Here is a 25,795-nt window from a genome sequence, read left to right as displayed (position 1 = left end):
GAGGATAGATGAGTTAGATAAAACACAGGCGGTCGAGGTGACCGCCTGGGAGAGATTATTACTGAGCGCTAGTTACGTAATCGATAGCAGCTTGAACAGTAGTAATTTTCTCAGCTTCGTCATCTGGAATCTCAGTGTCGAATTCTTCTTCTAGAGCCATTACTAGCTCAACTGTGTCTAGAGAATCTGCACCTAGGTCATCAACGAAAGAAGCTTCGTTTTTAACTTCAGCTTCGTCTACACCTAGCTGTTCAACAATGATTTTCTTTACGCGTTCTTCGAGGTTGCTCATTTTTTCTTTTCCTTTACAGAGTTCGCTTTATGCGATGTTTTCCGTAGTTTATTCAATCTATTGAAAGTTGCAAGGTCAACTTTTCTGGTCAAACCACAATTTTCACGATTTTAACCGAAATTACGTATGATCTTGACTTAAATCATGCACAAATGTTGCACATAATTTACACCATGTACATACCGCCATTGACGTGAAGTGTTTCACCTGTGATATAAGCTGCCGCAGGTGACGCCAAAAATACCACAGCTTCAGCGATTTCGCGAGGGTCACCTAGTCGACCTGCTGGTACATTCGCCAAAGTTACTGCACGTTGGTCATCATTTAGCGCTTTAGTCATGTCAGTTTCGATGAAACCAGGTGCTACAGTGTTCACTGTAATACCACGAGACGCAACTTCACGAGCCATTGATTTAGTAAAACCAATTACGCCTGCTTTTGCAGCTGCGTAGTTAGCTTGACCAGCGTTACCCATAGTACCGACTACAGAACCAACGTTTACGATACGTCCTTGACGCTTCTTCATCATGCCACGCAATACAGCTTTAGACATGCGGAAGATAGGCGTTAGGTTAGTATCGATGATGTCATTCCATTCATCGTCTTTCATACGCATAAGTAGGTTATCACGAGTGATACCTGCGTTGTTAACCAGAATGTCAATCGCACCGAATTCATCGTTGATGGTTTTCAGTGTAGCTGCAATTGAGTCAACATCCGTTACATTAAGAGCAAGACCTTTACCGTTCTCACCTAGGTACTCACTGATTGCAGCAGCGCCGCCTTCAGACGTAGCAGTACCGATAACTTTAGCACCACGCTCAACTAAAAGTTCAGCGATTGCACGACCGATACCACGGCTTGCGCCTGTAACTAGTGCAACTTTGCCTTCTAAATTCATCATAACTTCTCTATTAAGTGTTTATTTACTTAGCAGCTTCTAGTGATGCAGTGTCATTAACTGCAGCAGCTGTCATAGTTTTTACGATTCGTTTTGTTAGACCGGTAAGAACTTTACCTGGGCCTAATTCTAGTAGCTTCTCTACGCCTTGCTCATTCATAGCTTGTACACCTTCAGTCCAACGAACTGGGCTGTACAGCTGGCGAACAAGTGCGCTTTTGATTTTTGCCGGGTCTGTTTCAGCAATAACATCAACGTTATTGATAACAGGCAGTGCCGGCGTGTTGAACTCTAGAGCTTCTAGAGCAACTGCTAGCTTGTCTGCTGCAGGCTTCATAAGGGCACAGTGAGACGGCACAGATACTGGTAAAGGAAGTGCACGTTTAGCACCCGCTTCTTTACATAGTGCACCAGCGCGCTCTACTGCTGCTTTGTTACCCGCGATAACAACTTGGCCAGGTGAATTGAAGTTAACTGGAGACACAACTTCGTCTTGTGCCGCTTCTTCACACGCTTTAGCAATCGCTTCATCATCTAGACCGATGATTGCGTACATTGCACCAACACCCGCAGGAACCGCTTCTTGCATCAGTTGACCACGTAGCTCAACTAGCTTGATCGCTTCTTTAAAGTCGATAACACCCGCACACACTAGTGCAGAGTATTCGCCTAGGCTGTGGCCGGCTAGGTTTGCAGGTTGCTCTAGACCAAGCTCTTGCCATACACGCCAGATTGCAACAGACGCTGTTAGTAGAGCCGGTTGAGTACGGAAAGTTTCATTTAGATTTTCTACTGGACCATCTTGAACCAATGCCCATAGATCGTAACCAAGTGCTTCTGAAGCTTCAGCAAATGTCTTTTTAACAACATCATACTGTTCGCCTAGGTCAGCAAGCATACCGATAGCTTGAGAGCCTTGGCCTGGGAATACGATAGCAAATTTGCTCATAGTAATTTTCCTTTAAGCAAAGCAAAAAATTGAATAAGGCACATAAGTTATGTGCCTTGTTTGTTGATTATCGCTTGGGGTTAGAATTTAACTAACGCAGAACCCCAAGTGAAGCCGCCACCAAACGCTTCAAGTAGAAGCGTTTGACCACGTTTAATTCGCCCGTCGCGAACTGCCTCATCAAGGGCCGTTGGTACGGTAGCTGCCGACGTATTGCCGTGCTTATCAAGAGTAATCACAACTTGATCAAGCGACATCGTCAGCTTTTTAGCGGTTGCCGAGATAATACGGTAGTTCGCTTGATGTGGAACTAACCAATCAAGCTCTGACTTATCCATATTGTTCGCCGCTAATGTGTCTTTCACTAGCTTAGAAAGCTGAGTTACCGCCACTTTAAATACTTCGTTACCCGCCATGTGCAACCATTTGTCCGCATCACCGCCACGCTCTGGAACTTCTAGGCTTAGAAGCTCACCATATTTACCATCAGAGTAAATGTGAGTAGACAAAATACCTGGCTCTTCGCTTGCGCCAACAACCACCGCACCTGCAGCATCACCAAATAAGATGATAGTAGAGCGGTCAGTCGGATCACAGGTTTTTGACAGTGCATCCGCACCGATTACCAAAACGTTCTTACACATGCCAGTCTTGATGTGTTGATCAGCAACAGACAGTGCGTAGACAAAACCAGAACACGCCGCAGCCAAATCAAACGCAGGGCAGCCTTTGATACCAAGCTTGCCTTGTACCTGACATGCCGAAGACGGAAATGTGTGGCTACTGCTGGTTGTCGCAACGATGATTAAATCAATATCTTCTTTGTCGATACCTGCCATTTCAATGGCATTCTCAGCAGCGTAAAACGCCATATCCGCAACAGTTTCGTTTTCCGCTGAAATACGACGCTCTTTAATACCTGTTCTAGCAACGATCCACTCATCGCTAGTCTCTACCATTTTCTCTAAGTCTGCGTTAGTACGCACCTGAGATGGCAAGTAGCTGCCAGTACCTAAAATTTTGCTATACATGAAGACTAATAATGCCTCTCGAGTAAAACCGCTTCCAAACGATCGCTAATGCGACTGGGGACTTGTCGTTTGACCTCGTGTACTGCCTCACCAATCGCGTTGACGACTGCAGACACATCAGCACTTCCATGGCTTTTAATGACAATGCCGCGCAATCCTAACAAACTTGCGCCGTTATACTGGTCGGGGTTCAAGGTTTTTAATTCAGTAAATAGCTCAGAAAACAACATTCTGGCGATCCAACCCTTTATTGTTGAAGCCATCATGCGCGTTTTTAGCTTATCAATAAAGAGCTGAGCCGTACCTTCACACGTTTTTAAGCAGACATTGCCCACAAAACCATCACATACGACGACATCAGCAGCATCTTGAAGTAATTGATTACCTTCAATATAGCCTATGAAGTTCACAGACTGAGTATTCGACAACATTTCAGCGCATCGTTTTACAAGGTCATTGCCTTTGATTTCTTCAGCGCCGATATTCAAGATAGCGACACGAGGCACGCGACCTAAATGTTGTTCTGCTAATGCACTGCCCATTACGGCAAACTGAAACAGTGAATCCGCGTCACTAGAAACGTTCGCTCCTAAATCAAGCATCCATGTACGGTTGCCAGAAGCGGTAGGCAAAGCTGAAACCAATGCAGGCCTATCAATACCAGGAAGGAGTTTGAGTCGGAAACGAGATAACGCCATCAGTGCGCCGGTGTTGCCACCACTCACACAAGCATCAGCTTGTGACTCGGCAACCAGATCGATAGCAGCACGCATAGAGCTACCCTGACTGTTGCGTAGGGCCAGTGAAGGTTTTTCAGAATTGGAAATGACTCGATCACAATGCTGGATACTCAAACGAGAATCAGGCATTCGACCTAATGAAGATAATTGAGATGTGATCGCGTTTCGATCACCTATTAGAATGACTTTTAGCTCTGGGAAATACGACAGTGCCTGCACGGCGGCAGGCACTGTAACACGAGGACCGAAGTCCCCGCCCATTGCATCAAGCGCAACGGTTAGATTTTGCAAAGGTCAACCTTACTTGTTGATAACCTTTTTGCCGCGGTAGAAACCTTCGGCAGTCACGTTGTGACGTAGGTGAGTTTCACCTGAAGTTGCGTCTACAGAAAGTGCAGCTGTAGTTAGCGCATCGTGTGAACGACGCATGCCACGCATTGAACGTGATTTCTTGCTCTTTTGTACGGCCATTGACCCTACTCCTATGTAAATTCTTAAAGATACTTACTAATAAGTTACTTCTTTAAGTTTTTTAAAACATCAAATGGATTCGGCTTTTTATCTTCCTCAATTTCTTCAGGAAGTTCACCAAACACCAAGTTATTTGAGTTAACGCTACATTTCGCATCGTCGTGCATTGCTATTTGTGGCAATCCAAGGATGAACTCGTCTTCAACTAATTGAATCAGGTCTAACTCACCGTACTCGTTCAGATCTACCAAATCGTACTCTTCCGGTGCTTCCTCTTCACTTTTCTCGCTGTAAACAGGAGTATAAGTAAATTGGACATCGCACTCATGTGCGAAAACCTCATTACAACGTTGACACTCTAAATCGACTTCGACGTTAGCTTTACCAGAGATAACGACTAATCGTTGTTCATCAAGCCCAAATGACATTGAGACTTGCGCGTCACGTTTTACGCCTTCAGTTGTTTCGGTTAAACGCTTTAAAAGACTGACTTGAATGATACCATCCATATCGAGTCGTTTTTGAGCCGTTCTTGCCGGATCAACTGTACGCGGTATTTTTTCCTTTTGCATAGGGCGCGAATCTTATCTTCCAAATCGTGTTTAGTCAAAGGAAATGGCAAAAAAAATGTACTTTCCTACCTTTCCTGTTCAGAGCATTATGAATAGCAGGCTAAGTTACGTTATCCTGAACTAAATGCTTACACGAATTGTAAATTAAAATGAGAAATTACCAACTAGTTTTAGCTTCTACATCTCCATTTAGGCAAGAGATCCTCAAAAAACTACAGTTAGACTTTGTCACAGCGAAGCCTGACTGCGATGAAACGCCACTTCCAGAAGAGACTCCTCAACAATTGGTAATGCGTCTTGCTGAAACCAAAGCCAAGTCTTGTGCTGTCGAACAACCAAGCCTAGTGATTGGTTCCGATCAAGTATGTGTGATTGACGAAGAAATCATTGGCAAACCTCATACTCGTGAGAAAGCGATTGAGCAATTGTCTCGTCAAAGTGGTAAGAGCATCACTTTCTATACTGGGATAACGGTATGGAACAGCGAGACCAATAAAGCTGACACGCGTCTCGACACCTTTGTTGTGCATTTCCGCGATTTAACTGAGCAACAGATCATTTCTTATGTTGAGAAAGAGCAGCCTTATTACTGCGCGGGCAGTTTTATGTGCGAAGGGTTAGGTATTGCATTGTTTAAACAGATGGAAGGTAAAGACCCAAACACGCTGATCGGCTTACCTCTGATCGATTTAGTCGATATGCTTGAGGCACAAGGAATGAACGTGTTGTAAGCGATACTTACCACTCTGTTGGAGATTCCCTACTCCTTCCTTCGTCAGTCTAGGGAGTGACGGAACGCGCAATTTTATCTAATCCGCTAATGATATAGAACGTGACCTTAAAAAGTCGTCATCCTCAAGAGCGAGGAACGAGCGAGTTGGGGAGCTTCTGCAACATATGACAACAAAAAAAGGTTGACGATATTCGTCAACCTTTTCCATTTGATGCATCGATACTCAATTCACGAAATATCTCGTATCTTCTTAAAGCTTACGTAAACCAGTTAAGGCTTTCTCTAGCCTTCTTTCCATTGGCGCCGAGATATCCATCTTCTCTTCGCTACCTGGGTGGGTAAACTTGATGTTGGCTGCATGTAAGAACAGACGATTCAGTCCTACTTTACCCGTATAAGCATCGAAACGGCGATCACCGTAACGATCATCCCAAGCTATTGGATGACCAGTATACTGAGCGTGCACACGGATTTGGTGTGTACGGCCTGTAATTGGGCTAGCTTGAATCAACGTCGCCTCTTGGAATTTCTCTAAAACCTTAAAGCGGGTTTCAGAAGCTTTACCATTCGGGTTCACTCGAACAATGCTATTCACTTCATTTTTTAACAAAGGTGCGTTGACGACTTTACAACTGTTCTTCCATTCGCCCATCACTAGAGCGAAATAGTATTTTTGAACCGTTTTTTCACGGAACTGTGCTTGAAGGTGTCTTAGCGCCGAGCGCTTCTTAGCAACAAGCAAAATGCCAGACGTATCTCTATCAATACGGTGCACTAACTCAAGAAAACGAGCATCAGGGCGAAGAGCACGCAATGCTTCAATCGCGCCAAACTTCAAGCCGCTGCCACCATGAACCGCAGTACCTGATGGTTTATTGAGAATCAGCATGTGATCATCTTCATAGATGATGCACTGTTCCAATTCCGAAACCTTATTGAGTTTCGTACTCAGTACGTTCTCTTCCGTTTTCTCTTCAATAGTAACGGGAGGGATACGTACTAAGTCGCCAGCTTTTAGTTTGTACTCAGCCTTGATACGTTTCTTGTTAACGCGGACTTCGCCTTTACGCACGATTCGGTAAATCATGCTTTTCGGGATGTTTTTTAATTGGTTGCGTAAGAAGTTATCAATACGCTGACCAGCCATATCTTCGTCAATGTCGACAAATTGGACTTGGGTTCTAATTTCGCTCATTGGGTTATTGTATCACTGTCACTTTTGATAATTGAGATTTTCTTAACCCTATTCTGAACTTATTTATCTAAAATCCCTGCGACTCTATCCCTAAAAGGTCATTGAAGTTCTATATTTCTTTGATTCTCCGAACAAAAAAGCACCAAGCTTCCTGCAAATTAAAATATCAATTGATAAATTATTTATAGACAGTGAGTTAGAGCTATCAAAACCCAAACAAAAACTGTTTTTTTTACCGCATTACGACAAAGCAGATTGCTGTGTTTACCGACCACTGCTATAGTTCACAGCTGCTATCAATGGATTGACTAATATTTAAACAGCTAACCATTCATAAGCAAGTAAATGAGTAGATGACTCAGATTAGACAGTGCTGCAATCGGCGTAAGACACGGTCAACTGAGTTCCTTATCGCTCTACTCACGTACACTCATGTTGAGTATTCACCGCCACATCGCGGATCATAGGCTAACTCCCTATGATGACTGACGTGCCCCAGAGCATCCCTCTCCAGCCGGGAGGCTGCACCGATAAAGCCATGGGATCTGGCACCATGAGAAACGAACTAAAGCGATAAGACCAATGATGAAAATAAGAAAAGACAATGAGAATTTCTAAATGAAAAGAATGTTAATTAACGCAACTCAAAAAGAAGAGTTGCGTGTCGCTTTGGTTGATGGCCAGCGACTGTTCGATCTAGATATCGAAAGTCCAGGTCACGAATCAAAGAAAGCGAATATCTACAAAGGACGTATTACCCGTATTGAACCAAGCCTAGAAGCGGCATTTGTTGATTACGGCGCAGAACGTCACGGTTTCCTCCCTCTTAAAGAAATTGCCCGCGAATACTTCCCTGAAGGTTATACATACCAAGGCCGTCCTAGCATTAAAGAAGTGCTAAGAGAAGGACAAGAAGTAATCGTACAAGTTGAGAAAGAAGAACGTGGTAGCAAAGGCGCTGCACTGACAACTTTCATCTCTTTGGCGGGTAGTTACTTAGTTCTTATGCCAAATAACCCTCGCGCTGGCGGTATTTCTCGTCGTATCGAAGGTGATGAACGCACTCAACTGAAAGCAGCATTAAGCACTCTTGAGCTTCCTCAAGGTATGGGCTTAATTGTGCGTACAGCGGGTGTAGGCAAAAGTGCAGAAGAGCTAGAGTGGGACTTGAACGTTCTATTGAATCACTGGGGCGCTATCAAGCAAGCTTCTGATTCAAATGCAGCTCCTTTCCTTATTCACCAAGAAAGTAACGTTATCGTTCGTGCGATTCGTGACTATCTACGTCGTGATATTGGCGAGATTCTAATCGACAGCAATACTATTTTTGAACGTGCACAAGCGCACATTCAATTAATACGCCCAGATTTCATGAATCGCGTTAAGAAATACGATGGTGAAGTACCACTATTCAGCCATTACCAGATTGAAAGCCAGATCGAATCTGCTTTCCAACGTGAAGTTCGTCTTCCATCTGGTGGTTCTATCGTAATCGACCCAACAGAAGCTCTGACTTCTATCGATATCAACTCTGCTCGTGCAACAAAGGGCGGCGATATCGAAGAAACAGCACTTAACACTAACCTAGAAGCAGCCGATGAAATTGCACGTCAATTACGTCTACGTGACCTAGGTGGTCTTGTTGTTATCGACTTTATCGATATGACTCCGGTTCGCCACCAACGCGAAGTAGAAAGCCGTCTACGTGATGCCGTTCGTTTAGATCGCGCACGTGTTCAGATTGGTCGTATTTCTCGCTTTGGTCTTCTAGAGATGTCTCGTCAACGTTTGAGTCCATCACTAGCAGAAGCAAGCCACCACATTTGTCCTCGTTGTACAGGTACTGGTGTTGTTCGTGATAACGAATCTCTAGCACTATCTGTTCTACGTCTGATCGAAGAAGAAGCTCTAAAAGACAACACTGCGCAAGTTCTTGCTGTAGTCCCTGTTCCTATCGCTTCTTACCTATTGAACGAAAAACGTCGCTCAGTAAACCACATCGAGAAGAACCAAGAAGTTAAGATCACTGTAGTTCCTAACTCTGATATGGAAACACCGCACTTTGAGGTTATCCGTGTTCGTGAAGGTGAAGAGTTCGACCTACTGTCTTACTTGCTGCCTACCAAGCTAGAAGCTCTAAAAGAAGCAGAAAGCAAAGAGCCTGCAGAACAGACTATTCGTCCTAAGAAGATCGAAGAGCCAGCTCTTAAAGGCTTCGCAGCTCCTGCTCAATCAGCACCGACTCCTGCTCCAGCTCCTAAAGCTGTAGAAGAGAAAAAAGCTGAATCAGCAGCGACTCAAGAACCAGGTTTAGTTGGTCGTTTCTTCAAAGCTATCGGTAGCTTCTTATTTGGCTCTTCAACTCAAGAAGAGAAAAAAGAAGAAGAGAAGCAAGAAGAGAAACCTAAGAACAATCGCAACAACGGCAACCGTCAACGCCGTGATCGTAACGATAACCGTCGTCGTAACCAACGTGGTGACCGTGGTGAACAACGTGGTGAGCGTGGTGACAATCGTAACGAAAACCGTGACAACAAACGCCGTCGTAAACCAGTTCGTGATGAGAAACCTGAAGAGCAGAAAGAAACTGCTCCACAGCAAAATCGCCAGCCTCGTAAGCCTAAGCAAGACCGTCGCAATAAGCCACGTGATGAGCAGAAGCAACGCGAAGAGCTAGCACCATCTAAATTAGCAGAAGAAGGTCTACAGCTAGCGGCAGAAGCTCAAGCTGATAAACTAGAAGCGCCTAAGGCTAAGCCAGAAGCGAAAGCAGCTAAGATTAAAGAGCGTCGTCAGCGTCGTAAACTGAACAAACAAGTTCGTATTAAAGACCAACAAGCTGAAGCTTCAGAAAACTCGTCAAATGAGTCTGCTGTTGCTAAAGAACAGTCTATTGCGAAAGAACAATCAGTAGCTCAAGAGCAAAAAGTTGCGGAACAAGTAGAAGCAACTCAAGCAAACGCTGATGAACAAACAGAACAGGAAGAGCCGAAGCAACGTCGCAACCGTCGTTCTCCACGTCACCTACGTGCAAGTGGTCAACGTCGTCGTCGCGGTCGTGATCGTCGTCCTAACCCATTCCGCCTACGTAAAGGTGGTGTAGCTTCTCCAGAGATGGCTATGGGTAAAGTGATGCCTCGCTTCATTCCAAAACCTCACCATAATCAGGCAAAACCTGAAGTGGCTGAAGTTCAAGTAGCAGTTGAAACTCAAGTTGCTGTACAAGAGCAAAACGTAGCTCAAGAGACGGCACCACAAAGTAACACAGCTATGGCTGGCGGCTTTGCATGTCCTGAACTTGCGATGGGTAAAGTCATTATCCGCCGTGAAGAAGCTGAAACTGTCGTTGAAACTCAGGTAACTGAAGCTCCTGCGGTAGTTGAAGATCCTGTAGTCGTTGAAGAAGCACCAGTGGTTGTTGAAACTGAAAAAGTTGAAGCTCCAGTGATTGTAGAAGCGACGAAAGTCGAAGCGCCTGTTGCAGTAGAAAAGACAACACCAGTTGTTGAAGCTGAAGCACCTAAAGCTGAAAGTGCAAAAGTTGAAGAAGCGCCTGTTGTAAAAGCAGAAGCTCCTAAAGCGGCACCAAAGGCAGCTGTTGCTAAAAAACAAGCAGGTTCACCAATGACTAAAGCTCCTGGTCCTCAAGAGATCAAAGAGATTCAAGTTGTTGCGGCTCCATTCCGTACTGAGCGTTTTGTATCGAAAGGTGCAGGTAGCCAAGCAGCGTCAAATAAAGCCGGCGCAGGCATGACTAAACCTCAATACTAATGAGCTTCGCAGAGTAATCTGCAGAGAACTATCTAAGGGCGACTTATTCATAAGTCGCCCTTTTTTTATATCCACAGTTCCGATTAGTTATAATAGATATATTACTCAAAATAGGGTTCAACCTTGAACTTAATCACATTTTTGGGTAGCATTCGCGCACTTATATTTTCGACACTTAGCTATTGCCGCTCTTTTTCATCACTGTTTGGCTACGCAATACACTCGTGTCGGTAAACCCATTTTAAGCATAGCTGAGCAAACATGTTCGAATTCCCACAATTTTCAAAGCACTCTGTAAAAAACGATGTGCTTTCAGGTCTTACCGTAGCCTTAGCTCTAGTACCTGAAGCCGTAGCATTCGCCTTTGTTGCAGGCGTTGACCCAATGGTTGGTCTTTACGCAGCATTCATCGTAGGTTTAATCACTTCTGTCTTCGGCGGTCGTCCAGGTATGATTTCTGGTGCAACTGGCGCAATGGCTGTTGTAATGGTTAGCCTAGTAGCAACCCATGGCGTTCAATACCTATTTGCGGCAGTTATGCTAGCCGGCCTTCTGCAAATTGCAGCGGGTGTATTTAAGCTAGGTAAATTCATCCGTATCGTTCCGCACCCAGTAATGATTGGTTTCGTGAACGGTTTAGCGATCGTTATCTTCTTAGCGCAGCTTGGACAATTTAAAGCACCAGACGTAACAGGTGCGCTAACTTGGTTACCAAGCGGTCAAATGACACTAATGCTAGGTCTAGTCGCACTCACTATGGGTATCATCTACTTCCTACCTAAGCTCACTACAGCAGTACCTTCTTCATTGGTAGCTATTGTTACAGTAACAGCTTTGGTTGTAGGCCTTGATCTTGAAACTCGCACTGTTGTTGATTTCCTACGTACTATGTCTGGTGACGAAGCAGCAACACTAGCGGGCTCTCTACCAACATTCTCTATTCCAGCAGTACCGTTTAGCCTAGAAACGCTATACATCATCCTGCCTTACGCAGTGATTCTTGCAGCGATTGGTCTAATCGAATCACTACTAACGCTAACCGTACTAGACGAAATGACAAACACTCGTGGCCAATCTAACCGCGAATGTGTTGGTCAAGGTATGGCGAACGTGACGTGTTCAGTATTTGGCGCGATGGGTGGTTGTGCGATGATCGGTCAATCGATGATCAACGTAAACTCAGGTGGTCGTGGTCGTCTTTCAGGTATCGTAGCGGCAGTTGCACTACTGATGTTCATCCTGTTCGGCTCTGCACTGATTGAAATGATTCCTCTAGCAGCACTTGTGGGCGTTATGTTCATGGTTGTTATCGGTACGTTTGAATGGGCAACCTTCAAGTTGGCACGTCGCGTTCCTAAGCAAGACTTCTTCGTTATCGTCCTTGTAACTGTAGTTACAGTACTAACAGACCTTGCGGTAGCAGTTGGTGTGGGTGTTGTTGCTTCTGCACTAATGTTTGCATGGCAACATGCTAAGCACATCTACGCAGACACATCGGTTAACGCTGAAGGCTCTAAAGAGTACAAAGTTAACGGTCCAATCTTCTTTGGTTCAACCGCTAACTTCCTTGAGTTGTTTGACTCATACAACGATCCACAAGATGTTATCGTTGATTTCGCAAACTCACGCGTTACTGACCACTCTGCTATTGAAGCGATCGACACGATTGCTGACCGTTACGCGGCACTAGGTAAAACACTTCACCTTCGCCACCTAAGCCAAGACTGTGTTGCTATGCTGCACAAAGCCGGTAGCTTAGTTGAAGCGAACGTTGCAGAAGACCCAATCTACAAAGTAATGTCTAAGTAAGCTTAGTCATAGCTTAAAGCTAGATTTAGAAAGGCCGACATTCAATGTCGGCCTTTTTTATATCGATGAACCTTGATACTTTATCGCCCACCAAGAACACAGCCTCTACACTATATTGAACGCAGTATCGCTTCGCTCGACTCTTCGATTAAATCCAACACTAATTCAAAGCCATTCCCCTCACCATAATAAGGATCGGGAATTTCTTGATATTGTGACTCTCCAAAACTCAAAAATAACGCGAGCTTGTATTGGAGGTGAACTGGACACTGGCTCACTAAGTCATCTAAATTCTCCTTGTCTGCCGCAAGTATCAGGTCAAACTCTTCGAAGTCATTATCTACCACTTTACGAGAGGTAATCCCTTTAAAGCTGTAGCCGCGCTTCTCTCCTGCTGATTTTGAACGTGAGTCTGGCGCATTGCCTTGATGAAAGCCAATCGTCCCAGCGGAGTCGACCGTTACATTAATATCCATCTGCTGAGCTTTCTTTCTCAGCACCGCTTCACCTGTTGGCGAACGACAAATATTCCCCATACAAACCACGAGTATCTTTTTCATCCGTAATCACCTGTTCTTCCGATGGTTTTTGCTATCGTTAAGTTAGGCTATGATAGGCGTAATCACAACTTAAAAGGATTTGTTATGTCGACCGAAGACAACAAAGAACAACGCCACAAAGCAAGACAGCAGAAAGTAAAAGAGCAAGTCGATGCACGTGTTGCAGCAGCGCAAGAAGTGAAAGGACTGTTATTGGTTATTACTGGCAACGGGAAAGGGAAATCGACATCAGGTTTCGGTACGATTACACGTGCAGTCGGTCACGGTAAGAAATGTGCCGTTGCTCAGTTTGTAAAGGGAACCTGGGATAACGGTGAAAAGAACGTTCTTCAAAAACTCGATGTAGAGTTCCAAGTGATGGGTACAGGCTTTACTTGGGAAACTCAAAATAAGGCGAAAGATATTGAAGCCGCACAGCGCGTATGGAAAGAGTGCCAACGCATGCTAGCTGATGAGTCGATTGATGTAATTCTGTTTGATGAGCTGACGTACATGGTGAGCTATGGCTACATTGAATTGGATGAAGTGGTAGAAGCTCTGAATAACCGCCCTAAAATGCAATCAGTGATCATCACAGGCCGTGGAGCGCATCGAACTTTAACGGACATGGCCGATACCGTGTCTGAAGTTCGTAACGTTAAACACGCTTTTGAATCTGGTGTTAAAGCTCTGCAAGGCGTTGACTGGTAATTGCATTCAACCAGAGATCCCCGACTCGGTCATTCTTCCCTCTCGAGGATGACGACCACTAGACTGTCACGCCCTTGAACAAGGCACTAATACCTATCGTCATTCCCTAATGCGAGGGGCGAGCTTCATAGGGAATCTCTCTTGGGTATTATCGGCAGCCAAACAAAAGCGCCATTCCTCGTAATAAGGAATGGCGCTATTTATATGCTATTTATTTAAAATGGCGATTAGTTAAACAAGCCTTTGAGTAAACCATTGACTGCATCTCTAGTTTTCTCATCTTTGATCTTGTCACCGTATTTTTCTTCAAGTTTCTTAATACCGCGATCAATCTCTTTTTCAGCTTTCTGTTTCAACACATCATCAAAAACAAGCCCAAATTTCGGGTCAGCCCACTGGCCGGTTACCTTAATTGGAATCGTCACATCTTTGAGATCATCAATGCTCTTACCACCCTGGCCTTCAAGCGAACCAACAATTGACGTGCGAACCAGGAAGTCGACCGTTTCATTGATGAAGTTTGCTTTACCTTGACCTGTCACGCGTAAAAGAGGCGACTGTGCCGATAAGTCGTTCGTTGAAACCCAACCTTTATCAACCTTGAGTGTTGCTTTCATTGCACTAAAATCTGTCTTTTGAGACTCATCTTTGCTTTCGACTTTTTCGCCTTTGATCTTAGCGTAGTTTTCTCTAATCAGTTGCGCGATGTTGATGCCATTAACCGCACCATCTTCAAAGTTAATCGCAATAGTACCTACCAAGTTCTTCTTGATTCCTGTTGGCGTCAAGCTCTTACCTTTAACGTTAACATCGATATTACCGGTACCTTCCAGCGTATCGTTGTTCGCTACGTCAACCAGTAACGGTTGTACTTTTACGCCTTTAATCTTTTTCTTAGCCGTGTAAGTCGCAGGCGTCTTGCGTGCATCTAATCGTGCTGTTGCCGAGATAGAGCCTTGGTAAAGATTCGAGGTAAACGATGTCAGATCTGCGATACCACGGTTAACTGAGAACGCAGTTTTCACGTTCTGCATTTTTGCGTTGTTCGCCTTGAACTTATCGATTGTGATATTACCTTTCACATCGAGCGTTTTCAGAGCTGACAGATCAGGTTCTACTTCTTTCGCAGGAACCGAGTTATCTGAACTTGACGTCGAAGAAGCTGTAGTATTTGAAGTTGAGCCACCAGCAGAATCAGAAGGCGCAGCGCTCGCTGTTTCTTCTGTATTACCTAGGCCTAAGAACTCATCTAAATCGATGTTCGGGCTATGAAGAGAAAAACGAACCTTTGGTATTTCAGATAAAGTGATGTCCGCTTTACCGTCTAGTGCGATAGCGTTAGCTTGCAGCTTCTCTAGCACAAAGCTCAAGTGACTCTTCGTTAGATCAAAGCTTAAGTCAGACAGCATATCCACTTTCATTGGTGATTGAGGAAGCGTTTCACCTTTGAATGTTGAGTCTAATGTTAACTTGTTCAGTGTAACTTTTGAGATCGCGCTATCGACAGTTAAGTCACCGCCACCTTTAAGATCAAGGTCAAGACCAGCAGCATTACCAATCACCGCATAAGTCAGTTGGTTAACCTTATCGAACTCAAACGTATTTAAGCCAATCTTCGCTGACTCGATCGACGTTGCTGGATCATTGAACTTCGCATTAAGGTCAATATTTCGTAATGCGTAGCTTGCAAAGCCTTCCGCTAATTTGAATTCAGCACTGCCATTTGCAGAGAACTTCTGTTGGTTGTTTTCACCAGAAGCCGCAAATGTCGCGGTCGTCCATGTATCAACGGCAAACTCAGAAAGACTCAAAGACACATCGTATAGCTTAGTGAATGAACCTGCTTGCTTGTCGTCCATCTCAAACAATGCGTTTGAGACTGTTACACCTGCAAGATTGATCGTCCAGCCAGATGTGTCTGTAGAAGTTTGCTCTTGAGGCGCCGGTGTTGCTTCAGAACTTGTATCCGCTGAAGGTTCAGACTCCTTAGGAGCAGACACTTGTGTGAGCGCATCGATGTTCTTGCGACCATCTTTAAGCGTTTCTAAATAAAATTCTGCACCATCTAGAGTGATATTGCCGATCTCTAGTTGATTGCTAAATAGCGGAGTAACCGAAACATCAACGCCAACCGTATCAACCTTAAACAGGTTTGGTTGAGTGAACCCTTCAGGGTTACGTAATTCAGTTTGACCAAGTTCGAAGCCAATAGATGGGAAGAATTGCCAACTGATATCACCCTCGATCACAAGCTCTAGGCCTGTGTGTTTTTGGGCTTGTTCGACAATTAATGGCTTAAATTGGTTGGGATTCACTAACAGCACTAGTGCCAGAATTGCTGCAACGACAACAAACACTGGTACAGCTATGAAAATGAGTAGTTTCTTCATCCGCATATTCCTTGCTTAGATTCCAAAAGAAAGTGGCACTATAAAAGTGCCACTGATTCGGTAAAAAATAAAGCTAAGTGAGTCACTTAGGCAAAATTTTATTCGATTAAGACTTCAACAACTTCGCAATATGCGCTTTTAGCACATCAATCGCAATACGGTTTTTACCACCACGAGGAACGATGATGTCTGCATGTTGTTTTGAAGGCTCGATAAACTGCATGAACATTGGGCGTACTGTTTCTTGGTATTGTTTAAGTACCGTATCCATTGTTCGACCACGCTCTTCTACATCACGCTTAACACGACGTAGTAGACAGATGTCCAACGGTGTATCCATAAATACGCTTGCGTGCATTAGTTTACGAAGACGCGGGTCTGTCAGAAGCAGAATACCTTCTAAAATGATCACTTTCTTAGGAGTAAGTGTAGTCGTTTCAGAAGTGCGTGTGTGCTCTGTGTAGCTGTATTCAGGAACTTCCACGGCATTGCCACTCATTAGCTGCTGTAGATGTTCGCATAAAAGGTCATGATCTAGTGCATTTGGGTGGTCGTAGTTAGTTTTAACTCGCTCTTCCATACTCAAGTGACTTTGGTCGCTGTAATAGCAATCTTCCGTGATAACACCAATTTGATGGTCGCCTACTTTTTCGCGCAGCTCATTATAAATCGTACTCGCGATCAGGCTTTTTCCTGAAGCTGAAGCGCCAGCGATACCTACGATGACACATTGATTATTATCAGACATTAATTTGCACCCGATATGGTTTGGTGGTGGGAAGAGATAAACCGCCTGATTATAGGGGCTAAAGCATATAGATTCTAGTCGCGATGTTAGCTAATTGCAGTCAAATTGATGATCTCAATACATTTACTTAAAACAATCGTTTGCTTTCAAATAACTTAAATACAACTATGTGCACAAGCCCTATGGCTATCCACTTAATCCAACCGTTGTTTATCTCACCCAAACATGATTTACACACCTTTGTGATCAGCCATTGCTATTCAACCATCGAGAAGTTAATCGCCTCTGGTCTCGCTTTTCCCGTCCAGAACATCTTCGCAGCCACATTCTCAGCAAGCTCTAAGTAATGACGCGTGTGTTCACTATCTGGACGACGTATAACGGTTGGGCAACCTGCATCAATATCTTCCCGTACATCAATGTGCAGCGGGATTTGCGCTAAGATATCGAGGTAAAACTCTTCAGACATGGCTTCCGCACCACCAGCGCCAAATATATGCTCTTTCTCGCCACAGTGGCTACAGATATGGTAGCTCATGTTTTCCACTAAGCCTGCCACTGGCACGCTCACTTTATCAAACATCGCCACACCTTTACGCGCATCGGCTAATGCCAAATCTTGAGGGGTGGTCACCACAACCGCGCCCGTCACTGGGATCTGCTGCGAAAGCGTTAGCTGAATATCACCCGTACCCGGTGGCATGTCGATAACAAGGTAATCCAATTCTGGCCATACGGTTTCATTCACGAGCTGACCTAAAGCCTTCGCTGCCATTGGGCCACGCCAGATTGCAGCATCATCTTTCGACACAAGATAGCCAATAGAATGCGTAAAAATGCCGTGCGCCTCGATTGGCATCATCCATTTGTTGTTCTGCACTTCTGGCTTTGCATCCAGTTGACCGAGCATCATAGGCACAGATGGACCGTAGATATCCGCATCCAACAAGCCCACTTTTGAACCTGACTTAGATAACGCAAGCGCAAGGTTTACCGAAGTTGTCGATTTACCCACCCCACCCTTTGCCGACGTCACGGCGATAATGTTCTTAACGCCCTTCAAAGGTGTCGCGACTGTTGTTTCTAGCGCAGACGGCTTCACTTTTACTTCAAACTGAAAAGCGCTAACAAGTTGCGGTTCAATCTGGGAGTGGATCCACTGTTCCAGTTCAACCGCGAGCTGATTGGCAGCAAAAGGCAAGGTAATAACAAATGACCCACGCGGATCAACCGATACAATATTTTGGTGTAGCGCCCACTCTGGGATGAGGATTGGTGACTCGAACTCATTCAACCATGAACAGAAATCTTGCTTAGAAGTAAAGTTACGCATTGGGGCTCCTTTTTTTATTTATGCTATCACCCACGAGATGAAGACTGAACCCCTAAAAAACTAGGGGAATCCTTTGTCTGATACCTTGGCGTATCACACGTTATAAAGTAGTATTACCTCTCAAAATTTATACCTATCAAAAAAGCGAATTATTAAGTATGGCAACTGATCCAAGACAACTTTTGGTAACTTGTGCGCTTCCGTACGCTAACGGCTCTATTCACCTTGGCCATATGCTTGAGCATATCCAAGCTGATATCTGGGTTCGATACCAGCGTCTAAGTGGCAACACTGTAAACTTCATCTGTGCTGACGATGCTCACGGCACGCCAATTATGCTTAAAGCTCAACAGATGGGTATCACGCCAGAAGAGATGATCGCTGCTGTTAGTGAAGAGCACCAAAAAGACTTCGCTGGCTTTGATATCAGCTTTGATAACTACCACAGCACACATAGCGAAGAGAACCGTGAACTGGCTTCTCACATCTATCTAGAACTTAAAAAGAACGGCTTCATTTCTAGCCGTACTATTTCTCAGCTTTTCGATCCTGAGAAAGAGATGTTCCTACCAGACCGCTTCGTAAAAGGTACTTGCCCTAAGTGTAAGTCAGAAGACCAGTATGGTGATAACTGTGATAACTGTGGTGAGACATACAGCCCAACTGAGCTAATTAACCCTAAATCAGCGGTTTCTGGCGCAACTCCAGTAATGAAAGATTCTGAGCACTTCTTCTTCGACCTACCTCAGTTCGAAAGCATGCTTAAAGAGTGGACTCGTTCTGGTTCTCTACAGAATGAAACTGCAAACAAAATGCAGGAATGGTTCGAGTCTGGTCTGCAACAGTGGGATATCTCACGTGATGCACCTTACTTCGGCTTCGAAATCCCAGGCGAGAAAAACAAATTCTTCTACGTATGGCTAGACGCTCCTGTTGGTTACATGGCTTCTTTCAAGAACCTATGTGACAAGCGTGACGATCTAAACTTTGACGAATACTGGAAGAAAGACAGCACAACTGAGCTTTACCACTTCATCGGTAAAGACATCGTTTACTTCCACAGCCTATTCTGGCCTGCAATGCTAGAAGGCGCTGGTTTCCGTAAGCCAAACAACGTATTCGTACACGGCTACGTAACGGTGAACGGTGCGAAAATGTCTAAGTCGAAAGGCACATTCATCAAAGCAAGTACGTACTTAAATCACCTAGACCCTGAGTGTCTACGCTACTACTACGCTGCTAAGCTAAACAGCCGTATCGATGACCTTGACCTTAACCTTGAAGACTTCACTCAACGTGTAAACGCGGATGTAGTAAACAAGATTGTTAACCTAGCTTCTCGTAACGCTGGCTTCATCACTAAGCATTTCGAAGGCAAGCTTTCTGCTGAATTTGCAGAACCTGAGCTATACAACGAATTCGTTGCTGCTGCAGAGCGTATCGGTCAGCTATACGAAACTCGTGAGTTCAGCCGCGCTATCCGTGAAATTACTGCACTAGCTGATAAAGCTAACCAGTACATCGACGAAAAAGCACCTTGGGTTCTTGCAAAAGAAGAAGGTAAAGAGAAAGAGCTTCAAGAAGTTTCTTCTGTCGGTATTAACCTATTCCGCGTGCTAATGGCTTACCTGAAACCCGTTATGCCAGAGCTTGCGGCTCGCACTGAGGCTTTCCTAAACGAAGAGCTTACGTGGGAAGCGATTGCTACTCCGCTAACTGATCACGAAATCACTAAGTTCAAGGCGTTGTTTAGCCGTATTGAACCGAAGAAAGTAGAAGCAATGATCGAGTCTTCTAAAGAAGATGCAGCCGCAGAAGCCGCTGCGAAAGAAAAAGCAGAAGCTGAAAAAGAGCAAGCAAGCCAAACTGAGCTAGACAAAGAGCCAATCGCAGACGAGATTGAATTCGATGCCTTTGCAGCAGTCGATATGCGTATTGCTCGTATTATCTCATGTGAAGAAGTACCAAAAGCGAACAAGCTACTGAAGTTCCAACTGGACATCGGTGGTGAAACTCGCCAAGTATTCTCTGGTATCAAGTCAGCGTACAAACCTGAAGAGTTAGAAGGCAAACTAACTGTCATGGTAGCAAACCTTAAACCTCGTAAGATGAAGTTTGGTATGTCTGAAGGCATGATCCTAGCTGCTGGTCCTGGTGGCAGTGACTTGTGGATCCTTGAACCACACGAAGGTGCTCAACCTGGCATGCGTGTAATGTAGCTCTGGCTTCAGTCAGATAACAAGCACTCATAGCGAAATCCCTAATGCACTTTTAACTTGAATGAGTTGATAAGCATTGGGGATTTTTTATATCTACCGAAAATAAGCGTTCTCTGTTAGAGTCGCCGTCAACTATGCTATGTAGAGTAGAAATTTGTTTGCCGACAATAACGGGCTAACCAACACCTTTTACTCTTCAAACCCTTTTTAGGAATCCCCAGTGACTAACAACGAAATCTTGCGTCGTATTCAACACGCGCTAAACCTTAAAAATGCACAGATCATTAAAGCTATCGAGCAAGCTGATGTGACCGTTGCTCATGACCAAGTGATTAATTGGCTAAAAGACGACAACGACAAGTCATGCTCTAAGATGAAAGATAAAGAGTTAGCGGTATTCCTAAATGGTTTTATCAATATTAAGCGTGGCAAAAAAGAAGGTGTTCAACCTAAACCTGAAGTTTCTCTGACTAACAACATGATTTTCATGAAGCTGCGTATTGCGTTGAACATGAAAGCAGAAGATGTATTAGATATATTAGAAGTGGTAGGCATCAGCCTAAGTAAGTACGAGATTGGTGCCTACTTCCGTAAGCCAGAGAACAAGAACTACAAAGTATGTGAAGACCAACTACTTTGCGATTTTCTAAATGGCGTGCAATTTACTAACCGTCCAGACTCAGAAGAGTTTGCAGGGTAAGTTACTGCCTATTGATACGTTTTCACCAACTATCAATAAATAAAAAGCGGCGAGATAATTTGATTATCTCGCCGCTTTTTCGTTTCTTTACGTCGTTTACTCAATAAGTAAAACAACCGAACAATACTTTTATGAAAAGACTTAGCTGTCGTCTTCAGTAAAGTTTGTCGGTAACGTTGTCTTCATCTCGTTCCAAATCTGTGCGCTTGCGATACCGTAGTTACGAATCACAAGTGGTAAATTCTCACGCTCACCGCTTTCACAAATAACAAACAAGTTTTTGTAGAACTCCATGGCTAAACGACGAGCTTCTGGGTTAGAGAAGTAGTAGCTGCCAACACGGTCGTACAACTTACGAACACCATTGAAGATCAGGCCATAAATTTGGTTACCTGAATGGAATGCTAAACGTTGGAAAAGCATGTAATCGTAGAAGTTAAAAGTTTTAGCAATTAAGATCGTTTGACGCTTCGCTTCATCTTTTTCTACGTCTTCTTTCACCGATTGTTTGATCTTGTCAGCATATGGCGACGATTCTAAGAATTCATCCCAAGTAGGTGCCGCAAGTAAAGATTCACAAGATTCAATTACGTTAGTAATCGTACGCTCTGAAGCCTCTTTATTTGCTTTGAATGCATAACGCATAAAGATAGGGCTGATGTTAGTACGAGCAGCAAGCAGGTCTTCTACCATTTTACTTGCGTTATCAACGTCCAACGTCATTAATGTATCAAGGATATGAAGACCTGACGTTTCCATAAACTGATTAACTTTAGTTGGCTTACCGTGTTGGATTGTCAACCAACCATCACGAGCAAGACGCTGAAGTACTTCACGAAGCGTAGTACGTGTAACACCAATCAGCTCAGAAAGCTCACGCTCTGCGGGCAAGATAGAACCTGGGGCGAAACGGCCATTCCAAATACTTTCAATGATATACTTTTCTGCAAATCCTGCCGGGCTCTTTGCCTTAATGACCATCTACACTTCAATCCAATTTAATTATTTTGTTCTAATTTACTCATCATACCACTAGTTAACACCCTGCGGAAATACCCCCAAAAAATTTTACTCACTCAAAACCCAAGTAGAGTTAAAACTCTAAAGTTCAGCACACGTTTGCACTCAAGGTTTGGATAGCAAGCGACTACAAATCATCATTTAAACAAACCATTAACACAACAAATTCTTTTTAAAATCAATGAGATTGGTCATATTTTTAAATCTATTAATTTGCAATATTAAGTTGTAATAATCATATATAAGCCGTCGTTATTCTGTAAATTTTAATCATTTCGCTGAAATATTGATTCTAGTCGGTTTTTATCACATTTTAAGTGGTATGCTTGCGCTACTTTGATCGCGTTTCTCAACAAAAAAGAGGTATTTTTAGTGCTACAGGGGTTTTCCTGTTGACTAAATGTTATCTAAGAGTAGAGTTGCGCTCAAAAATAAGCAGTGCTTGAGTTTCTAAGGGAGTGACTTGGCAAGACCACAGAACATTACATGGAATGTAGTTTTTCTAAGTCACTGTTAGTTATAGGTTTTAACTAAATCTACAGCTCGATTCTCAAAATGTTGTATTGCTTGTCTATTCATAATCAACATAAAAGAGTATTAACATGCCGATGTCTCTCGGAAACGCTTTTATCAAAAACTTCCTTGGTAAAGCTCCTGATTGGTATAAACTTGCCATCATTTCCTTTTTAATCATCAACCCGTTTGTTTTTTTCCTAGTTGACCCATTTGTTGCGGGGTGGCTATTAGTGGTTGAGTTTATTTTCACTCTAGCTATGGCTCTAAAGTGCTACCCTCTCCAACCCGGTGGCTTATTGGCAATTCAAGCCGTCGCCATTGGCATGACTAAACCAGAAATGGTTTATCATGAGCTACAAGCAAACCTACCAGTATTACTCTTACTCGTATTCATGGTTGCTGGCATCTACTTCATGAAAGAACTACTTCTGTTCATTTTTACGAAGATCCTGCTCGGTATCCAATCCAAAATTCTACTCTCTGTCGCTTTCTGTGTCGCCGCAGCATTCTTGTCTGCCTTCCTAGATGCGCTGACAGTAATCGCCGTAGTCATTAGCGTTGCAGTGGGCTTCTACTCTATCTACCACAAGGTTGCATCAGGTAAGGGCACAACGTCTGCGCACGATCATACTCATGATGAAGAGATCTCTGAGCTAACACGTGATGACCTTGAAAACTACCGCGCATTCTTACGTTCACTACTTATGCACGCCGGTGTTGGTACTGCTCTGGGTGGTGTAATGACCATGGTAGGTGAACCACAAAACTTAGTAATTGCTAAGCAAGCGGGTTGGGAGTTCGGTGAATTTATTATCCGCATGCTGCCAGTTACACTGCCTGTTTTCTTCTGTGGTATTTTAACTTGTGCACTTGTCGAGAAATTCAAAGTGTTTGGCTACGGTGCAGAGCTGCCAAATAACGTTCGCCAAATCTTAGTTGAATTTGACAACAAAGAACGCGCAAATCGTACAAAACAAGATGTAGCTAAACTATGGGTTCAGAGTGCAATCGCAGTTTGGCTTATTGTTGGCCTTGCGCTTCACGTCGCTGAAGTCGGTTTGATTGGCCTTTCAGTGATCATCTTAGCTACAGCGTTTACAGGTGTAATTGAAGAGCACTCGATGGGTAAAGCTTTTGAAGAAGCACTGCCATTTACCGCACTTCTTGCCGTCTTTTTTGCGGTTGTTGCTGTAATCATCGACCAGGCTCTATTTAAGCCAGTAATCGATGCTGTACTTCACGTTGAAGATAAAGGCGCACAGCTCGCACTCTTCTACGTAGCCAATGGTATCTTGTCGATGGTTTCAGACAACGTATTCGTCGGTACGGTTTACATCAACGAAGTTAAAACAGCTCTGGTTGAAGGCGTCATCACTCGCGACCAATTTGATCTGCTTGCTGTTGCTATCAACACAGGTACCAACCTACCTTCTGTTGCTACGCCAAACGGCCAAGCTGCATTCCTATTCCTATTAACGTCAGCACTTGCTCCGTTAATTCGACTGTCTTACGGCCGCATGGTCATCATGGCTTTGCCATATACTCTCGCATTAGCACTTGTTGGCCTTGCCGGTATTGTGTTCTTCGTAGAACCGATGACAGCATGGTTCTATGATGCAGGTTGGATCATTCACCGTACGGGTGAAGTGGTAGCTCCAGTTATCTCCGGTGGCCACTAACCCGGATTTCTATCGCTAAACACAATAGGTACATCTAACTAATCAAAAATATTAGTTGATTAGGAAACTTATCCAAGATAAAAAGCTCTGAGTAATCAGGGCTTTTTTATTTTATTGACAGGATTAAATTCGTGAACTTTTTTGCAATGCTCAAAGACTTCTCTAAGGGACGTTTATCTTGGCTTTTACTGCTGGCTTTTATTGTCTTTTTTGAAGCATGTGCTCTTTTCTTTCAGCACGTGATGATGCTTGGCCCTTGTGTAATGTGTATCTACGAGCGCGTTGCTATGCTCGCTATCGGCATCGCAGCAATGATTGGTGCTATTGCCCCGCATAATCCGATATCACGTTGGCTAGGTCTACTTGGTTGGGGGTTAGGTGCGTATAAAGGGTTGATGCTTGCTTTAGAGCACGTTGACTACCAGTTTAACCCGTCTCCTTTCGCTACCTGTGACCTGTTCGTGACCTTCCCTACCTGGGCACCTCTAAACCAATGGGCTCCGTGGATGTTTGAGGCCTACGGCGACTGCAGCAAGGTAGTATGGCAGTTCTTAGAACTTTCAATGCCTCAATGGCTAGTGATTATCTTCGCGGGTAACTTGGTTGCTTTCAGTTTTGTAGTGATCTCTCAATTCGTTAAATCAAAGAATGACTAACAATTAGCTCATCATGTTAAGAAACGAAAAAGTCGACATTACGTCGACTTTTTATTATCTATAAACAATGCAATTAAGCTTTTTTACCACAGCACTGTTTAAACTTTTTACCACTTTCACACGGGCAAACATCATTTCGGCCGATGCCCTTAAACGGATTCACACTTTGAGATTTATTTCCGAGCATCGCTTCATCCGCTGCTAGCGCAACTTCTGTCACCATCAAATCGACTTGCCCGACGAGATCATTCAAAGTTGGCGGGGTTTCTAATCCAGCCGCTTTCATTTGCTCGATTGTCTGTTCTTCATCAATCGCCAGCATGAATGTTGTTAACATTGCTTGTAGCATGCGTAATGTGCCATCTGCGATTGACGTTTCCTGCCACTGTTCTTCAATCGTCGGCCAGACCATCATAAAACCTTCAGAAAAATCGGCTAGCTGTTCAGCAAAGTTATCTGCATCAAGCACTTCTGTAAGCAAATATTCACTTCGCTGAATGAGGTTATGTTGGCGATTAATTTGCTCGGTGACTTGAGGAACAAAGTCCTGACCAGTTTCAGGAATAGCTATAGGTAACCAAGCCTCTGGGTCAAGAGGTTTAGTTGCAAGGTTAGATGCAAATATAGCACCTTCTACAAACTGGGCTGTTACGTCGTTAATTGAGTCAGGAAGACTCAATAATTGATACTTCATATTACTTCACTAGTCGGTCAATTCTGTTGTCTCCATTATACCCACAAGGCTAACAATTAGTAATTATTCGTATAGCTCTATGATTAATTACACCTACCAGTAGCCACGCAAACATTATCTTTAGTT

22 protein-coding genes are annotated in these 25,795 nt (G+C 43.9%); 8 read left to right on the top strand and 14 right to left on the bottom strand.

Annotation, left to right across the window (positions count from 1 at the left end; translation table 11 throughout):
• Window positions 1-58: 58 nt before the first annotated feature.
• The 7 genes from acpP to yceD form a co-directional block, all read right to left on the bottom strand.
• The gene (acpP, locus tag AB6E08_RS04725) at window positions 59-292 is read right to left on the bottom strand and encodes an acyl carrier protein (protein ID WP_012603569.1); all 234 of its coding nucleotides are present in this window, start codon (window positions 290-292) and stop codon (window positions 59-61) included.
• Window positions 293-458: 166 nt separating this feature from the next.
• On the bottom strand, window positions 459-1,193 hold the full coding sequence (gene fabG / locus AB6E08_RS04720; protein WP_029222897.1) for a 3-oxoacyl-ACP reductase FabG: 735 nt from the start codon (window positions 1,191-1,193) through the stop codon (window positions 459-461).
• 25 nt (window positions 1,194-1,218) lie between these two features.
• Window positions 1,219-2,142 carry an ACP S-malonyltransferase gene (gene fabD / locus AB6E08_RS04715; RefSeq protein WP_012603567.1) on the bottom strand — a complete coding sequence of 308 codons (924 nt, stop codon included), beginning with the start codon at window positions 2,140-2,142 and terminating at the stop codon, window positions 1,219-1,221.
• A gap of 80 nt (window positions 2,143-2,222) precedes the next feature.
• Window positions 2,223-3,173, bottom strand: coding sequence for a beta-ketoacyl-ACP synthase III (locus tag AB6E08_RS04710; protein WP_010437276.1), 951 nt, complete (start codon window positions 3,171-3,173; stop codon window positions 2,223-2,225).
• Between the two features lie 5 nt (window positions 3,174-3,178).
• Complete coding sequence (gene plsX, locus AB6E08_RS04705) at window positions 3,179-4,204, bottom strand: phosphate acyltransferase PlsX (RefSeq protein WP_012603565.1); 1,026 nt, start codon at window positions 4,202-4,204, stop codon at window positions 3,179-3,181.
• A gap of 9 nt (window positions 4,205-4,213) precedes the next feature.
• On the bottom strand, window positions 4,214-4,384 hold the full coding sequence (gene rpmF / locus AB6E08_RS04700; RefSeq protein WP_004737376.1) for a 50S ribosomal protein L32: 171 nt from the start codon (window positions 4,382-4,384) through the stop codon (window positions 4,214-4,216).
• A 44-nt stretch (window positions 4,385-4,428) separates the two neighbouring features.
• Window positions 4,429-4,956, bottom strand: a complete 528-nt coding sequence (gene yceD, locus AB6E08_RS04695) for a 23S rRNA accumulation protein YceD (RefSeq protein WP_004733994.1) — start codon at window positions 4,954-4,956, stop codon at window positions 4,429-4,431.
• A gap of 149 nt (window positions 4,957-5,105) precedes the next feature.
• Here yceD and AB6E08_RS04690 point away from each other — a divergent pair, with 149 nt between their 5' ends.
• Window positions 5,106-5,687 carry a nucleoside triphosphate pyrophosphatase gene (locus AB6E08_RS04690; protein WP_017099037.1) on the top strand — a complete coding sequence of 194 codons (582 nt, stop codon included), beginning with the start codon at window positions 5,106-5,108 and terminating at the stop codon, window positions 5,685-5,687.
• Between the two features lie 252 nt (window positions 5,688-5,939).
• On the opposite strand, the gene rluC is transcribed toward AB6E08_RS04690, so the two are convergent.
• The gene (gene rluC / locus AB6E08_RS04685) at window positions 5,940-6,884 is read right to left on the bottom strand and encodes a 23S rRNA pseudouridine(955/2504/2580) synthase RluC (RefSeq protein WP_371707014.1); all 945 of its coding nucleotides are present in this window, start codon (window positions 6,882-6,884) and stop codon (window positions 5,940-5,942) included.
• A gap of 618 nt (window positions 6,885-7,502) precedes the next feature.
• Between rluC and rne the strand changes: the two genes are divergently transcribed.
• Together rne and AB6E08_RS04675 are read left to right on the top strand one after the other, a co-directional pair.
• Entirely contained in the window at window positions 7,503-10,655 is a 3,153-nt protein-coding gene (gene rne / locus AB6E08_RS04680) for a ribonuclease E (protein ID WP_372063832.1), read from the top strand.
• Between the two features lie 261 nt (window positions 10,656-10,916).
• Window positions 10,917-12,464, top strand: coding sequence for a SulP family inorganic anion transporter (locus AB6E08_RS04675; protein WP_102248942.1), 1,548 nt, complete (start codon window positions 10,917-10,919; stop codon window positions 12,462-12,464).
• Window positions 12,465-12,574: 110 nt separating this feature from the next.
• Here the strand turns inward: AB6E08_RS04675 and AB6E08_RS04670 are convergent, their stop codons facing one another.
• On the bottom strand, window positions 12,575-13,024 hold the full coding sequence (locus AB6E08_RS04670) for a low molecular weight protein-tyrosine-phosphatase (RefSeq protein ID WP_012603561.1): 450 nt from the start codon (window positions 13,022-13,024) through the stop codon (window positions 12,575-12,577).
• Window positions 13,025-13,108: 84 nt separating this feature from the next.
• On the opposite strand from AB6E08_RS04670, the gene cobO reads away from it, so the two are divergent.
• Entirely contained in the window at window positions 13,109-13,714 is a 606-nt protein-coding gene (gene cobO / locus AB6E08_RS04665; protein ID WP_029224060.1) for a cob(I)yrinic acid a,c-diamide adenosyltransferase, read from the top strand.
• 227 nt (window positions 13,715-13,941) lie between these two features.
• Here cobO and AB6E08_RS04660 read toward each other — a convergent pair whose 3' ends face one another.
• The 3 genes from AB6E08_RS04660 to apbC form a co-directional block, all read right to left on the bottom strand.
• Entirely contained in the window at window positions 13,942-16,104 is a 2,163-nt protein-coding gene (locus tag AB6E08_RS04660) for an AsmA family protein (RefSeq protein WP_372063829.1), read from the bottom strand.
• 106 nt (window positions 16,105-16,210) lie between these two features.
• Window positions 16,211-16,852 (bottom strand): uridine kinase, encoded by a 642-nt coding sequence (gene udk / locus AB6E08_RS04655; protein ID WP_004734002.1) that lies wholly within the window; start codon window positions 16,850-16,852, stop codon window positions 16,211-16,213.
• A gap of 256 nt (window positions 16,853-17,108) precedes the next feature.
• Window positions 17,109-18,185: an iron-sulfur cluster carrier protein ApbC gene (gene apbC, locus AB6E08_RS04650; RefSeq protein WP_372063827.1), complete on the bottom strand. Its 1,077-nt coding sequence runs from the start codon at window positions 18,183-18,185 to the stop codon at window positions 17,109-17,111.
• Window positions 18,186-18,343: 158 nt separating this feature from the next.
• Between apbC and metG the strand changes: the two genes are divergently transcribed.
• Together metG and AB6E08_RS04640 are read left to right on the top strand one after the other, a co-directional pair.
• On the top strand, window positions 18,344-20,404 hold the full coding sequence (gene metG / locus AB6E08_RS04645; protein ID WP_372063825.1) for a methionine--tRNA ligase: 2,061 nt from the start codon (window positions 18,344-18,346) through the stop codon (window positions 20,402-20,404).
• 220 nt (window positions 20,405-20,624) lie between these two features.
• Window positions 20,625-21,104, top strand: coding sequence for a DUF1456 family protein (locus tag AB6E08_RS04640; protein ID WP_372063823.1), 480 nt, complete (start codon window positions 20,625-20,627; stop codon window positions 21,102-21,104).
• A gap of 141 nt (window positions 21,105-21,245) precedes the next feature.
• Here the strand turns inward: AB6E08_RS04640 and fadR are convergent, their stop codons facing one another.
• The gene (gene fadR, locus AB6E08_RS04635) at window positions 21,246-22,085 is read right to left on the bottom strand and encodes a fatty acid metabolism transcriptional regulator FadR (protein WP_009848622.1); all 840 of its coding nucleotides are present in this window, start codon (window positions 22,083-22,085) and stop codon (window positions 21,246-21,248) included.
• A gap of 641 nt (window positions 22,086-22,726) precedes the next feature.
• Between fadR and nhaB the strand changes: the two genes are divergently transcribed.
• Together nhaB and dsbB are read left to right on the top strand one after the other, a co-directional pair.
• Complete coding sequence (gene nhaB, locus AB6E08_RS04630) at window positions 22,727-24,319, top strand: Na(+)/H(+) antiporter NhaB (protein WP_017101190.1); 1,593 nt, start codon at window positions 22,727-22,729, stop codon at window positions 24,317-24,319.
• Between the two features lie 131 nt (window positions 24,320-24,450).
• The gene (dsbB, locus tag AB6E08_RS04625) at window positions 24,451-24,975 is read left to right on the top strand and encodes a disulfide bond formation protein DsbB (RefSeq protein WP_017101191.1); all 525 of its coding nucleotides are present in this window, start codon (window positions 24,451-24,453) and stop codon (window positions 24,973-24,975) included.
• Window positions 24,976-25,048: 73 nt separating this feature from the next.
• Here dsbB and AB6E08_RS04620 read toward each other — a convergent pair whose 3' ends face one another.
• On the bottom strand, window positions 25,049-25,669 hold the full coding sequence (locus AB6E08_RS04620; RefSeq protein ID WP_017101192.1) for an SEC-C metal-binding domain-containing protein: 621 nt from the start codon (window positions 25,667-25,669) through the stop codon (window positions 25,049-25,051).
• Window positions 25,670-25,795: the final 126 nt, after the last annotated feature.

It is taken from the genome of Vibrio sp. 10N.247.310.24 (genome assembly GCF_041467175.1).
Lineage (GTDB): Bacteria > Pseudomonadota > Gammaproteobacteria > Enterobacterales > Vibrionaceae > Vibrio > Vibrio tasmaniensis_A.
Note: the sequence above shows the minus strand (reverse complement) of the source record. Positions and strands in the feature narration are given on the sequence as shown.